We start from the raw sequence: 15,161 nt of genomic DNA, 5'->3' as shown, positions 1-15,161 counted from the left end.
AATCTTCAACCGCTCCTCAATCTTCAACCGCTCCTCAATCCTCAACCGTTCCTCAATCCTCAAACACACCTCAATCCTGAATCCGCCTCACAAAATGCTGTATCCCTCTGCACACCTCCACGATTCCCTGCGCGACGTTTCCCATCGTCGATTTCTCCCGCTTGTTCAACCTCATCCCAACCGGCAGATTACCCGCCATGAACAAACACACGAACCACGGCTTCACCTTGCCCGAACTGCTGTTAGTGATGGTGATTGCCGGCATACTCAGCGTTGGCGCGCTGCAAGGTTGGCAGCGCTGGCAGCAGTATCAACAGTTGCGCGACAGCGTACTGCAACTGCAGGGATTTCTGCTGCGACTGCGCGCCCATGCTAATGGGCATAACCGCGATCTCACGCTGTGGTTGCAGAACGGTGAAAGCGGCTGTCTCGGCGCGGGCCCCAAACCTGCAGAAGGCTGTGCATTGCCGTCGCGCTGGTTGTTTAAACCGCCACATGACAGCGTGCATATTGTCGGCATTACTGGCGAAGTGGGCTTTTACGGTCTGCGTGATGTCGCGCGTCCCGGCAGTATCGATCTTGCCAGTGCAGCGGGACGTTGGCGTGTAATCATCTCCGCCAGAGCGCGCATCCGCGCCTGTCAACCCGGTGAGAAAGGATGCGAATAGTGCAAAGTGGATTTAGCCTACTGGAGATGCTGATTGCTATGGCGATTGGCGCGGTGTTGATGATCAGCGTCGGGCGTTTTTTGCCGCTGCTGCTGGAGCAGAATCTGCATCTGCAGCAGCGTGTTCAACTGCAACAGGAACTGCAGCAGATCGCCAATACGCTGCAAAAAGCGCTGCGTCGTGCAGGCTATTGCCACGGTCAGTGCAGCGGTTCAGCACTGACACTCGCCTCCAGCGGCAGCTGTGTTTTGCTGCGCTGGGATGAGAACAGTAATGGGCGTTGGGAAGGCGTGGGCCACAACGAAAGTGACTATTACGGCTATCGACTGCGCAGTGGACAGCTCGAAATGCAGCGTGGCGTGGAAGAGTGTAACAGCAGTGGCTGGGAGAAACTGTCCGATCCGGCGTTTCTCACCATCGATGTCTTCAAGCTTGAACGGCAGGGATCACGTTTGGTTCTGCAGTTAGCCGGACACGCCAGCAGCCAAAGCGTGGAGCTGGAAAACTGGATTGAAGGAATCAATCTGTGAAGCAGCGCGGCAATAGTACGCTGGGCATGGTGCTGATGATGTTGTTGATGGGCGGATTGACGCTGCACGCCACGCGGACTCAGCTATCGCAAAGCCTGGTATTGGTGGCAGATGAGCAGCAACAAAGTCAGGATTTTTGGCAGGCGCAGGCGGCATTGGAGTGGGGCAGCGTGCAAAACTGGCCGCAGGCCACCGGCTGGCAATGCCAGCAATGGACAGCAGAACAGTGGCAAAGCTGCCTGCTAAGGATGGAGGATGATAATGCGTTGTTATCGGGACATGGAGAAGGGCGCGCGCTGTGGCTCTATCGTTGGGTGTCACTCGCCAACACGCAACCACAGCTGCAACCGCATGGCTGGATTGATTACTGCCCGCTGTCGCAGCCGGCGCTGTGCCAGCCAGAAGCAGCGGGGCTTTAGCCTGGCGGAAACGCTGGTGGCGATGCTGCTCCTGGCGATGACGATCAGCACATTGCTGCAATATCATCGTGCGCTGGCGCTGGGTTTTAGTCAGCAGTGGCAGCAGCGTCAGGCATGGCGTGTTGCCGGTCAGGCGCTGCTTGGACGTGACGTTGAGGGCTGGCAGAGTCAGCGTCAGCAGCAAAGTCTGGCAGGTAACTGTAGGCTTGATCACGTCACGGTGACGGGTCCACATCAGCGTTCCGCCTCACTGGCGCAGCTCAATTGCCACTAGCGGTAGGCATCGCAGGTGATAACCGGTAGAGTGGCTCGGCTGCGTTGTTGTCTTGTGTTTAGGAGAAATATGTTCCGGGTCTATCACTCTAATCAGCTTGATCTGTTGAAAAATCTGGCAGGTATTCTGATTGAAAATCAACCGCTGGCCGATCCGCTGGCAGCTGAGCAGGTGCTGGTACAAAGCCCGGGTATGGCGCAGTGGCTGCAAATGGAACTGGCCAACAGTTTCGGTATTGCCGCTAACATCGATTTCCCGCTGCCTGCGAGCTTCATCTGGAACATGTTCGTCAAGGTGCTGCCTGATATTCCCGAAGAGAGCGCCTTCACCAAAGCCAGCATGAGCTGGAAGCTGATGCATCGCTTGCCAACCTTGCTGGAGCAAGACGCTTTCCAGCCGCTGCGTCATTACCTCAACGATGACGACGATAAGCGCAAGCTTTATCAGCTCAGCGCGCGTGTTGCCGATCTCTTTGACCAATATCTGGTGTATCGCTCGGACTGGCTCAACAGCTGGGAACGCGGAGAATTGATTGAAGGCTTAGGCGAATCGCAGCATTGGCAGGCGCCGCTGTGGTGCGATTTGGTCAACTTCACGGAAAGCCTGGGTCAGCCGATGTGGCATCGTGCCAATCTCTATGCGCGCTTTATCCAAAAGCTGGAACAGGCGCAAACGCCGCCGCCCGGCTTGCCGCAGCGCGTGTTTATTTGCGGTATCTCCGCGCTGCCGCCGGTCTATCTGCAGGCGCTGGAAGCGCTGGGCCGTCACATTGACATCCATCTGCTGTTCACCAATCCATGCCGTCACTATTGGGGCGACATTCAGGATTACGCCTTCCTCGCGAAGCTGCAAAGCCGCCAGCGCCGCCGCATACAGTCCGATGAGCTGCAGCCGCTGTTCCGCGATCCGGCTAGCGCACCGGCATTGTTTAACGACATCGGCGAACAGCAGCTGACCAATCCGCTGCTGGCGTCATGGGGCAAACTGGGGCGCGATAATCTGTTTCTGCTGAGTCAGATGGAGTCCGCCGCCAACGACATTGATGCCTTCGTGGAGATGCCACAAGACAACCTCCTACACTGCTTGCAAGCGGATCTGCTCAATCTGGACGATAACGCGGTTATTGGCCTCAGCGCCGGTGAGTTGGCCAACAGCGCCGAAAAACGTCTGCTCGATCCAGACGATCGCTCGATTACGCTGCAGGTATGCCACAGCGCCCAGCGTGAAGTTGAAGTGCTGCAGGATCATCTGCTCACGCTGATGGAAGCCAACCCAGAACTCAAGCCGCGCGACATCATCGTGATGGTGGCGGATATCGACAGCTACGCACCTTTTATTCAGGCCGCGTTTGCCAGCGCGCCGAGCGAACGCTATTTGCCGTTCGCCATCTCCGACCGCCGCGCCAGTCAGGCGCACCCGGCGATCCTGGCGCTGCTCAGTCTGTTGTCACTGCCTGAAAGCCGCTTTGCCTCCGAAGATGTGCTGGCGCTGCTGGAAGTTCCGGCACTGGCGCAGCGCTTCTCGGTTGATGAAAGCGGCCTGCGATTGCTGCGCCGTTGGGTGATGGAGTCCGGCATCCGCTGGGGGCTGGATGATGCCAGCGTTGAAGCGCTAGCTCTGCCGGTAACCGGGCAACACACGTGGCGCTTCGGCCTGCAGCGCATGCTGCTCGGCTACGCGCTTGAGAGTCGCAACGGCGACTGGCAAGGGATTTTGCCGTATGACGAATCCAGCGGTTTGATCGCTGAGCTGGCAGGGCATCTGGCCGAATTACTTTCGCGACTTGAAGAGTGGCGCACACGTCTCTCAGCAGAGCGCACGCTATCGGAGTGGCTGCCGTTATGTCGTGAGCTGATTGAATGCTTCTTCAGCGGTGACGCTGAAAGTGAAGCCGCGCTGTTGCTGGTGGAAACGCAGTGGAAACAGATTATCGAACAGGGGATGCAGGCAGCGTATCAACAGCCGATTCCGGCTACGCTGCTGCGCGACGAGCTGCGTTCGCGCCTGGACCAGCAGCGCATCAGCCAGCGTTTTCTTGCCGGTCCTATCAACTTCTGTACGCTGATGCCAATGCGTTCGATTCCCTTCAAAGTGGTGTGTTTGTTGGGCATGAACGACGGTGTCTATCCGCGCACCTTAGCGCCGCTTGGTTTCGATTTGATGCAGCAACAGATGCGCAAAGGCGACCGTAGCCGCCGCGATGATGACCGCTATCTGTTCCTCGAAGCGCTGATCTCAGCGCAGGATCAGCTGTATATCAGTTACATCGGCCGGGCAATTCAGGACAACACCGAGCGCTTTCCGTCGGTGCTGGTGAGTGAACTGGTGGATTACCTCGGTCAAAGCTTCTGTCTGCCCGGTGATGAAACGCTTGAACCCGATATCAGCGAGCAGCGCGTACGCGAACACCTGCAAAAGCTGCATAGCCGCATGCCGTTTGCTGCAGAGAACTTCAAGCCAGGCGCACACGGGCAAAGCTTTGCCGCAGAATGGTTGCCTGCGGCCACCGGCAGTGGCATAGCCCAGCCGGATTTTGTACAACCTTTGCTGCCTGCACCGTTAGAAACCTTGTCGCTGGAGCAACTGCTACGTTTCTGGCGTCATCCGGTACGCGCCTGGTTCCAACAGCGTTTGGGTGTTGCCTTCTGGATGGAAGAGAGCGAACTGCCTGATAGCGAACCGTTCGCGCCTGACAGCCTGGAACGCTACCAAATCAATGCCCAATTGCTGAATACGCTGGTCAACGGTGACGATCCTGCGCAGCTGTATGCTCGCCATCGCGCCGCTGGCAATCTGCCTTATGGCGCGTTTGGGGAACTTTTCTGGCAGAGCCAGACCGAAGAGATGCAGGAAGTGGCAGCGGAGGTGAGCGGTCAACGTCAGCCAGCCGAGAGCTGGGAGATCGCTCTAACGTTGGGTGAAGTGCAATTGACCGGCTGGCTGACACAGGTGCAAGCTGATGGGCTGCTGCGCTGGCGTCCAGGCGTGCTGAATATGAATGATGGTCTGCTGTTGTGGCTGGAACATCTGGTGTATTGCGCGATGGGCGGCAGCGGTGCAAGCCGCATGTACGGTCGTAAGCAGAGCCATTGGCGCTTCATGGCGCTGCCTGCTGAACAAGCGCTGGCGCTACTGAATGACTATGTTGCGGGTTATCAGGCCGGATTAGTTCAGCCGATGATGCTACTGAATAAATCCGGTGGTGCCTGGCTGGAAGCCAGCTTTGACAGCAAGTCGCACCAGTTGCTGGATGACGAAGCAACACAGAAAAAGGCACTTAACAAATTGCTGCAAGCCTGGCAGGGTGGTTTCCAGATCGAAGGCGAGGGCAGCGATCCCTATCTGCAGCGGTTAAGTCGTACATTGGATGATGATGCCGTGCAGGCAATTACTGCCGCCGCACGCCAGTGGTATTTGCCGGTGCGCCTGGCGCATCAACATGATGAATAGCAATGGGGTATGGTCTCGGTTGAGGTTGTTCCTGACACTATAAGAAAATGACTCTATTTAACCGCTGGGCACACAGCCAGCGGAAAAGGGTAACGTAAGGGGTTTAAATGCGGATTTACGCACGCTGGTTTGGAGCGCTGCTGCTGAGCACGTTAGCGCTGAATGCCTTTGCCGATACCGATCGCGGCTGGCAACCCATCAATGACACCATTCGTAAAAGCGATCACGATCCACGCAGTTATCAGGCGATTACGTTAAGTAACGGCATGATTGTGCTGCTAGTCTCAGATAACGAGGCACCTAAATCGTTGGCGGCGCTGACCTTGCCGATCGGTTCACTGGATGATCCAAATCAACAGCTGGGTCTGGCGCACTACCTCGAACACATGGTGTTGATGGGCTCAAAGCGATATCCCCAGCCTGATAACCTCGCCGAGTTCCTGAAAAAACATGGTGGTAGCCATAATGCCAGCACGGCATCTTATCGCACGGCATTCTACCTGGAAGTGGAAAACGATGCGCTGCAGCCGGCGGTGGATCGCCTGTCCGATGCGATTGCTGAACCGCTGCTCGATCCGATCAATGCCGATCGTGAGCGTTATGCGGTTAACGCTGAGCTGACGATGGCTCGCTCACGAGATGGCTTGCGCATGGCGCAGGTGGGTGCGGAAACCCTGAACCCGGCGCATCCGGGATCGCGTTATTCCGGCGGGAATCTCGATACGTTGAGCGACAAACCGGATAGCAAACTGCATCAGGCGCTGACCGATTTTTATCATAGCCATTACTCAGCCAATCTGATGAAGGCGGTAATCTACAGCAACAAGCCCTTGCCAGAGATGGCTGACATGGCGGCGAAAACCTTTGGTCGTGTTGCCAATCATCAGACCTCTGTGCCGAAGATTGAAGTACCGGTGGTGACCGCTGCGCAGAAGGGCGTCATTATCCACTACGTGCCCGCCCAGCCGCGCAAGCAGTTAAAAATTGAGTTCCGTATCCCGAACAATAGCAGCCAGTTCCGCAGTAAAACCGATACGCTGATCAGCTACGTTCTGGGTAATCGCAGCAAAAATACCCTTAACGATTGGCTGCAAAAGCAAGGGCTAGCGGATGGCGTTAGTGCCGGAGCTGACCCAATGACCGAGCGCAACAGTGGCGTATTCGCCATCAGCGTGTCGTTAACCGACAAAGGCCTGGCGCAACGTGATGAAGTGGTGGCTGCGGTGTTTAGCTACCTCGATATGCTGCGGAGTAAAGGCATCAGCAAAGATTACTTCGACGAAGTCTCCCACGTGCTGGCGCTGGATTTCCGTTATCCATCGATCACGCGTGATATGGATTACATCGAGTGGCTGGTGGATACCATGCTGCGTGTGCCGGTTGAACATACCCTGGATGCGCCTTATCTGGCCGATCAATTTGATCCCGCCGCCATTAAAGCCCGTCTTGATGAAATGACGCCGCAGAACGCGCGTATCTGGTACATCAGCCCGAATGAGCCGCATAACAAAGAAGCCTACTTTGTGAATGCGCCGTATCAGGTAGATAAAATCAGCGCCGCGCAGTTCAGCGACTGGCAGCAACGTGCCGCACAGCTGCAGTTGTCGATGCCAACGTTGAACCCCTATATTCCCTCTGATTTCGCCATCATCCCTGCGGATGGCAAAACCTACGATCATCCGGTCGCGCTGACCAATGGCGACAGCATGCGTATCTACTGGATGCCAAGCCAGCAGTTTGCCAGTGAACCGAAAGCCGCTATCACCTTAGCACTGCGTAACAAATCTGCGATTAGCGATGCGCGTCAGCAGGTGCTGTTTGGTCTGAATGACTATCTCTCCAGCCTGGCGCTGGATGAGCTGAATTCGCAGGCCTCGGTTGGCGGTATCAGTTTTTCTGTCGGCGAAGATGATGGCATCGTGTTTAGCGCCAGCGGCTTTACCCAGCGTTTGCCTGAATTGCTAAAGAAGCTGGTGGAGGGTTACGCCACCTTTACACCGGATCAGCAGCAGCTGGAGCAGGCTAAATCCTGGTATCTGGATCAACTGGAAGCGGCAGAGAAGGGCAAAGCTTTTGAGCTGGCAATTCAGCCGATGCAAATGTTGTCGCAGTTGCCGTACACCCAGCGCGAAACGCGTCGCAATCTGGTGAAAGACATCACGCTGAAAGAGGTCACCGATTACCGTGATGCGCTGATCCATCATGCAACACCGGAGATGATGGTGGTGGGCAATCTCTCAGCGGACCGTGTGAAACAGCTCGGCGATGAGCTCCAGCAGCAATTGCAAAGTGATGGCCACGGCTACTGGCACAGTGATTATGTGACGGTGGATAAAGAGATGAAGGCCAACCTGCAGAAGGTGGGCAGCAGCACCGATTCGGCGCTGGCGGCACTGTATGTGCCGTTGGGTTATAGCGAATATCAGAGCATGGCGAACAGCACCATGCTGAGCCAGATCGTGCAGCCGTGGTTCTATAACCAATTGCGTACCGAAGAGCAGCTCGGCTATGCGGTGTTTGCTTATCAGATGCCGATTGGTCGCCAATGGGGCATCGGTTTCCTGCTGCAAAGTAACAGCAAACAGCCCGCGTTCTTACTGCAACGTTTCCAGGCGTTTTATCCGCAGGCTGAAACGCGTCTGCGCAGCATGAAACCGGAAGATTTCGCCCAGTATCAGCAGGCGTTAATCAATGATATGAAACAGCGCCCGCAAACGCTGGATGAAGAGGCGAACCGTTTTAACCGTGACTTTAAGCGTCAGAATTTTGCTTTCGATACGCGTGAAAAAGCGATTGAGCAAATTCAGCAGCTGACGCCAGCCGGCCTCGCCGACTTTTTCCATCAGGCGGTATTCACGCAGCAAGGGATGGCGATGATTTCCCAGATTGGCGGCAGCCATGATGGCGCGACCAAAAATGATTACGCGCAATTGCCAGGCTGGACCACGTGGGATGAAGTTCAAAAGCTGCAGCAATCGTTGCCCGTAAAGAGTGATGCGCAATGAGTTTGCTCCCTGAATCGCTCAATCCTCTGACGCTGCCGCTGCGCGGTGAGCGTCTGATTGAGGCCTCAGCCGGTACGGGTAAAACTTTTACCATCGGCCTGCTTTACCTGCGGTTGCTGCTCGGATTAGGCGGACAAAATGCCTGGTCACGTCCGTTGTCGGTTGAAGAGATTTTGGTCGTGACCTTTACCGAGGCCGCTACTGCGGAATTGCGCGGGCGTATTCGCGCGAACATACATGAGCTGCGGCTGGCCTGCCTGCGTGGCGTCAGCAGCAATCCGATGCTGATGCAGTTATTGCAGGAAATTCCGCAACCCGCCGACGCGGCTTCGCTTCTGCTGGCCGCTGAACGCCAGATGGATGAAGCGGCCATCTTCACCATCCACGGTTTCTGCCAGCGCATGCTGAACCTCAATGCTTTTGAGTCCGGCATGCTGTTTGAGCAGCAGCTGATTGAAGATGAACAACTGCTGCTGCGCCAGGCGACCGCCGATTTCTGGCGTCGTCACTGCTATCCATTAACGCTGGATGTCGCGCGGGTGATCGTAAGCGAATGGAGCGGCCCTGAGCAGTTGCTTTCCACTTTACGTCCGTGGTTGCAGGGCGAATCGCCCAGCCTACGTCTGCCGCCAGCCGACAGTGAAACCCTGGGCTCGCGCCACAGTGAAAACCTTGCGCGAATAGCCGCGATGAAAGCGCAATGGCTGGCGGTGGGTGAAGAGGTGCTGACGCTGGTGGGGCAATCCGATGTGGATAAGCGCAGCTACAGCAGCAAAAATTTGCCGGTTTGGGTCAATAAAGTCAGCTTCTGGGCGCAAAGCGAAACGCGCGATTATCAGGTGCCCGCCGAACTGGCGCGTTTTGGTCAGCGCATGCTTGAAGAGAAGACCAAAAAGGGTAATCCGCCGCAACACCGTTTGTTCGATGCCGTCGACACTTTCCTTGCCCAGCCGCTGTCATTGCGCGATCTGGTGATTGCGCGCGCGCTAGTGGAGATCCGCGCCGCGGTGCGCAAAGAGAAACGTCAGCAGGCACTGTTAGGCTTTGATGATTTGCTGAGTCGGCTTGACGAAGCACTGCAACAGCCCAGCGGTGAGCAGCTGGCGCAGGCGATTCGCCAGCGCTTCCCGGTGGCGCTCATCGATGAGTTTCAGGACACCGATCCGCTGCAATACCGTATTTTCCGCACGCTTTATATCAATCAGCCAGCGCATGCGCTGCTGTTAATTGGCGATCCCAAACAGGCGATTTACGCCTTTCGTGGCGCGGATATCTTTACCTATATTCGGGCGCGTAACGAAGTCAGTGCGCACTACACGCTCGACACCAACTGGCGCTCATCGCCCGCGATGGTCAATAGCGTCAATCAGCTGTTTACGCGCCTCGACGCACCATTCTTGTTCGCCGATATTCCGTTCTTGCCGGTGCAGTTCGCACCACCGAACCAGCAGTTGTCACTCAGTATCGACCAGGTAGAGCAAGCGGCGTTACGCTTCTGGCTACAGCCGGGCGAAGGGTGCAGCGTTGGCGATTATCAGCAATGTATGGCGCAGCAGTGTGCGGCCGATATTAGCCGATGGCTGCAGGCCGGGCAGCAGCAGCGCGCGATGCTGGGCAAGGCACCCAATTTGCGGCCAGTACAAGCCTCTGATATCACTGTGCTGGTGCGCAGCCGTAACGAAGCAAATTTGATTCGCGAAGCCTTGAATTTGCTCGGTATTCCCTCGGTTTACCTCTCAAACCGCGACAGCGTTTACACCACACCAGAAGCGCGTGAACTGTTATGGCTGTTGCAGGCGGTGCTGGCGCCGGAGCAGGAACGCATGCTGCGCACCGCGTTGGCCACCTCGCTGTTTGCATTTGACGCCTCGCAGCTTGATGCGCTGGATCAGGATGCACGCGGCTGGGATGAACTGGTTGATACCTTTGCCCGCTGGCAACTGATATGGCAGCAACGCGGCGTGTTACCGATGCTGCGCGAGATGATGCTGGAGCGCCAACTGGCGGAGAACCTGCTGGCATCGGAGAACGGTGAGCGGCGCCTGACTGATTTACTGCATCTGGGTGAACTGCTGCAGGAAGCGGCTGCGCAGTTGGATAGTCCGCATGCGCTGGTGCGACATCTGGCGCAGCAGATTGCGCGTCCGGATAGCCAGTCGGCGAGTCAGCAACTGCGCCTGGAGAGCGACCGTCATCTGGTGCAAATCGTCACTATCCACAAATCCAAAGGGCTGCAATATCCGTTAGTGTGGCTGCCGTTTGCCGCCGGATTCCGCGAAGCAGATACCGCGCTTTATCACGACCGTGAGAATTTTGGCGCGGTATTGGATCTGCAAGCCGATGAGGAAAGCCTGGCGTTAGCCGAACAGGAGCGTCTGGCGGAGGATTTACGCCTGCTTTACGTGGCATTAACCCGCTCGATCTATCACTGCAGCGTCGGCGTCGCGCCGCTGTTTCGTGGTACGCGCAAGAAAGAAGGCGAGAGCGATTTACACAAAAGCGCACTGGGTTTCCTGTTGCAGCGTGGCGCAGCCGCGACGGCGGAACAGCTCGGCATATTACTGCATGATATGGACGCAGTGGGCACCGATGTGGTGCTGGTGGAGGATATTCAAGCTGAGCGTTGGCAAGTGGATGCCGTTGCCGATAGTAAACTTGGCGCGCGTGCCGTAACGCGAGTGCTGGCCGATCCGTGGCGCGTCACCAGCTACTCTGGCTTGCAGCAGCACAGTTCTCATCGTCTGCTTGAGGTGATGCCGAATTTCGATGTTGAAGCGGCAGGCGAAGAGGATCATGAAGAAGCGCTGGATGCGGCGCTGACGCCACACCATTTCCCACGCGGTGCTGCGCCTGGCACGTTTTTGCATGAGCTGTTCGAATCGCTGGATTTCCCGCAGCCGCCTTCTGAAGAGCAGCTGGCGCAACATCTGCAGCAGAACGGCTATCCGCTGCACTGGCAGCCGATGCTCAGCGCGTGGATCGCTCGCGCATTGAGCACGCCGCTCAATGCGCAGGGCATTCATCTGGCGCAGGTGCAGAGCAGCGATCGTTTGGTGGAGATGGCGTTCTATCTGCCGATTGATAATGTGCTGACGGCGCGTGAACTCAGTGAGTTGATCTCTCAGGATGCGTTATCGGCTCAGGCTCCGCCGCTTGATTTCCGCCAGGTGCAGGGCATGTTGAAGGGCTTTATCGATCTGGTGTTTCGCTGGCAGGGCAAATACTACCTGCTGGATTACAAATCCAACTGGCTTGGCGACAGCCATGAAGCCTATACGCCGCATGCGATGGCGCAGGCGATGATCGAGCACCGCTACGATTTGCAGTACCAACTTTACACGCTGGCCCTGCATCGTTATTTACAGCATCGCGTGCCGGATTATGACTATGAGCAGCATTTCGGCGGCGTATTTTATCTCTTCCTGCGTGGCATGGATGGCAGTTCGCCAGACAACGGCGTGTTCCACACCCGTCCGACTTTCGACTTCGTTTCACAACTGGATAGCCTGTTTCGCGGGCCGGGAGCAACAGCATGAGCAGTATGACCGCGCTTTTAGCCCAGGCGGCTGAGTTACGTTTGCTGCGCTCGCTGGACGTCCAGTTTGCCCAACTGCTGGCTGATGATGAGCAACCGGCACGTTTGCTGCTGGCGGCGTGCCTGAGTGCGGAAGCGGGTGATGGGCATGTCTGTTTGCCGTTATCACAGCTAAGTCGCGATAACCTCTTTAAAGGGCGACATGCGGAGCTGGCGCACGCCATCTGGCAAGCCGCGGGGGAACCACAGGATTGGCCTGCGCTTTTAGAAGGCTGGTCTGCGCTCAGTAGCAGCGATCAGGCGGCGCCAATCGTGTTGAGCGAAGACCGTCTCTATCTACATCGCTTGTGGCACCACGAAGGGCAGGTGGCGCGCTTCTTCCAGTCGCAGGCTTCGTCACAGCCTTTTGCGCCGGAACAGGTCAGGGAAGTGCTGGATGAGTTGTTTGGCAGCGAGCCAGATAACTGGCAGAAAATTGCGGCTGCTGTGGCGCTGACGCAGAAAACGGCGGTGATCTCGGGCGGCCCCGGTACTGGAAAAACCACCACGGTGGCAAAACTGCTGGCGGCGCTGATTCGTCTCAGCGCGGGCGCGTTGCGTATCCAGTTAGCCGCGCCAACCGGTAAAGCGGCGGCTCGTCTCACTGAGTCGCTGGGCAAGGCGCTGCAAAAACTGCCGGTGAGCGAGGCGGAACGGCAGCGTTTCCCGGCCGATGCCACTACGCTACACCGCTTGTTAGGCGCGCAGCCGGAAACGCAGCGTCTGCGCTATCACGCCGGGAACCCGCTGCATCTGGATGTGCTGGTGGTCGATGAAGCCTCCATGGTGGATCTCGGCATGATGGCGAACCTTATCGCCGCATTGCCCTCGCAGGCGCGCGTGGTATTTCTCGGCGACCGCGATCAGCTGGCATCGGTGGAGGCGGGTGCCGTGCTCGGCGATATCTGTCGCTGCGCCGAAGCCGGTTACAGTCCCGTGCGTGCTGCGCAGTTGAGCGAACTCACCGGCAGTCAGGTAGCGGGCATCGATGACATCAGCGCGCCTGCCGTGCGCGACGCGATCTGTCTGCTGCGTAAAAGTTACCGCTTTGACGCCAATTCCGGCATTGGCCAATTGGCCGCCGCGGTTAACGCCGGTGATGCAAAAGCGGTGGAAGCGGCATTTCAGGCAGGATTCAGCGATATCACTCGCCAACCATTGAATGATGCTGACGCTTATCAGGCGATGCTAACGGAGATTGCGGCAGGGTATCAGCCATTCCTTAAGCTGATTAGCCAGCGTGCTGAGCCGGCGAAAATTATCGCGGCGTTTGGACGTTATCAACTGCTGTGCGCACTGCGTGAAGGGCCATTTGGCGTGCAGGGACTGAACCAACGTATTGAGCAAAAGCTGATGCAGTTACAGCTGATTCGCCGTCCAACCGGCGGCAGTCGCTGGTATCAGGGACGTCCGGTGATGGTGACGCGTAACGACAGCGCGCTGGGGCTGTTTAACGGCGATATCGGCATTACGCTGTTCGATGATGAAGGTCTGCTGAAAGTGTTCTTCCCGTTGCCCGATGGCAGCATTAAAGCGGTACAGCCCAGCCGCTTGCCGACGCACGATACCGCATGGGCGATGACGGTGCACAAATCGCAGGGTTCGGAGTTCGATCATACGGCATTGGTGATGCCGGCGCAGTTTCTGCCGGTGTTAACGCGCGAACTGATTTACACGGCGATCACTCGCGCGCGTAAGCAGTTAACGTTGTACAGCGATGAAAGCGTGTTTCGCCGTGCGGTGCAGCTGCGCACCCAGCGGCGTAGCGGATTGCTGGAGCGGTTGAGCGGGGAATAAACCCGGGTCGGCATAAATGCCGCCCCTACAAAACCGTCGTAGGGTCGCCATTCATGGCGACCTCTTCCCGATGCACATAAATGCCCACCAGCAGGCGTTACCCCAAATCCGCCATCAACACTTTCGAACGGCGCTGATAGTTATACATCTGCTTTTTGCTCTCAGGCAGCGACTCAATATCCACCGGCGTAAATCCGCGTTCCTGGAACCAGTGAATGCTGCGCGTGGTTAAGACAAAGAGCTTTTTTAGCCCCATCTGGCGCGCCTGAAGCGCCACGCGGTCCAGAAGCAGTTCACCACGCGACGAGCTGCGATAATCCGGATGCACTGCCACACAGGCCATCTCACCAATCTGCTCATCCGGGAACGGATAGAGCGCGGCGCAGGCAATAGTCAGGTTATCGCGCTGAATAATCGTGAACTTATCAATCTCCATCTCCAGCTGTTCACGGGAACGGCGCACCAGAATACCTTGCTGCTCCAGTGGGCGGATCAGCTCGAGAATGCCGCCGATATCGTTGATGTTGGCGCGACGGATCTGTTCAGCGGACTCCATCACAATCTGCGTTCCGATACCGTCGCGCGAGAACAGTTCTTGCAGCAACGCACCGTCTTCCTGATAGCTGATCAGGTGGCTACGCCGCACGCCGCTGCGGCAGGCTTTTACCGCACCGCGTAAGAAACGCACGGTGCCAGAGAGGAAATCGCCGTCGCTCTCCATCTCGTCGATGCGCGCCTGGGCTTCGTTCGGGAACAGTTCGGAAATAATCGCGCCTTCACGGTTAGTCACGCCCTGCTCGGAGCAGAAACCAATCATCTTCTCGGCCTTCAATTTGATAGCCAGCTGCGTCGCCACTTCTTCAGAAGTCAGGTTAAAACTCTCGCCGGTGACAGAAACCGCTACCGGACCGAGCAGCACAATCGCATCGTTGTCCAACTGACGATGAATAGCGTCTTCATCAATACGACGAATACGGCCGCTGTGGCAGTAATCAACGCCATCATCCACGCCCAGCGGCTGCGCGATAATGAAGTTGCCGCTCACCACATTAATATGCGCGCCTTGAAGCGGCGTGTTGTTAAGGCTCATCGACAGTCGCGCGGTGATATCCAGCTGTAAACGACCGGCCGCCTGCTTCACCAATTCCAGCGACTGCGCATCGGTTACGCGCGTGTGTTTGTGATAAATCGGTTCCAGTTGTTGTTGGGCCATGCTGGCGTCAATCTGCGGACGCGCACCATAAACCACCACTAAGCGAATGCCGAGACTATGCAGCAGACCGATATCATTAACGATGCTTGAGAAGTTCTCATGCTCGATGGCCTCGCCACCCAACATGATGACAAAGGTCTTGTCACGATGGGTATTTATATAGGGAACGGTATGGCGAAAACCCTGAACCAGTTCTGTACTGCGTTCCTTCACGGCAAAGCCCTCTGTGCA

The 15,161-nt window shown here is 56.8% G+C and carries 9 protein-coding genes; 8 read left to right on the top strand and 1 reads right to left on the bottom strand.

All coding sequences use genetic code 11. From position 1 onward, the window contains the following. Window positions 1-197: 197 nt before the first annotated feature. The 8 genes from AC6I8K_RS14915 (at window position 198) to recD (ending at window position 13,717) form a co-directional block, all read left to right on the top strand. Window positions 198-668: a prepilin-type N-terminal cleavage/methylation domain-containing protein gene (locus tag AC6I8K_RS14915; protein ID WP_064738060.1), complete on the top strand. Its 471-nt coding sequence runs from the start codon at window positions 198-200 to the stop codon at window positions 666-668. Beyond that, on the top strand, window positions 659-1,198 hold the full coding sequence (locus tag AC6I8K_RS14910; RefSeq protein ID WP_497826966.1) for a prepilin peptidase-dependent protein: 540 nt from the start codon (window positions 659-661) through the stop codon (window positions 1,196-1,198). Before AC6I8K_RS14915 ends, AC6I8K_RS14910 begins: the two co-directional genes overlap by 10 nt. Further along, entirely contained in the window at window positions 1,195-1,617 is a 423-nt protein-coding gene (locus tag AC6I8K_RS14905) for a DUF2509 family protein (RefSeq protein WP_497826965.1), read from the top strand. The genes AC6I8K_RS14910 and AC6I8K_RS14905 overlap by 4 nt, the downstream gene beginning before the upstream one ends. Beyond that, window positions 1,550-1,891: a prepilin-type N-terminal cleavage/methylation domain-containing protein gene (locus tag AC6I8K_RS14900; RefSeq protein ID WP_497826964.1), complete on the top strand. Its 342-nt coding sequence runs from the start codon at window positions 1,550-1,552 to the stop codon at window positions 1,889-1,891. Before AC6I8K_RS14905 ends, AC6I8K_RS14900 begins: the two co-directional genes overlap by 68 nt. Window positions 1,892-1,960: 69 nt before the next feature. Next, window positions 1,961-5,341 (top strand): exodeoxyribonuclease V subunit gamma, encoded by a 3,381-nt coding sequence (gene recC, locus AC6I8K_RS14895; RefSeq protein WP_483816052.1) that lies wholly within the window; start codon window positions 1,961-1,963, stop codon window positions 5,339-5,341. Between the two features lie 107 nt (window positions 5,342-5,448). Further along, window positions 5,449-8,346: a pitrilysin gene (gene ptrA / locus AC6I8K_RS14890; protein ID WP_497826963.1), complete on the top strand. Its 2,898-nt coding sequence runs from the start codon at window positions 5,449-5,451 to the stop codon at window positions 8,344-8,346. Beyond that, a complete protein-coding gene (gene recB / locus AC6I8K_RS14885; RefSeq protein ID WP_497826962.1) occupies window positions 8,343-11,882 on the top strand; it encodes an exodeoxyribonuclease V subunit beta in 3,540 nt (1,179 codons plus the stop codon). Before ptrA ends, recB begins: the two co-directional genes overlap by 4 nt. Continuing rightward, a complete protein-coding gene (gene recD, locus AC6I8K_RS14880) occupies window positions 11,879-13,717 on the top strand; it encodes an exodeoxyribonuclease V subunit alpha (protein ID WP_497826961.1) in 1,839 nt (612 codons plus the stop codon). The genes recB and recD overlap by 4 nt, the downstream gene beginning before the upstream one ends. A 97-nt stretch (window positions 13,718-13,814) precedes the next feature. On the opposite strand, the gene argA is transcribed toward recD, so the two are convergent. Then, window positions 13,815-15,143, bottom strand: coding sequence for an amino-acid N-acetyltransferase (gene argA / locus AC6I8K_RS14875; protein WP_064738053.1), 1,329 nt, complete (start codon window positions 15,141-15,143; stop codon window positions 13,815-13,817). Window positions 15,144-15,161 lie beyond the last annotated feature (18 nt).

The sequence above is a fragment of the Pantoea sp. X-Soil-ISGK-421 genome, from assembly GCF_059730785.1.
Note: the sequence above shows the minus strand (reverse complement) of the source record. Positions and strands in the feature narration are given on the sequence as shown.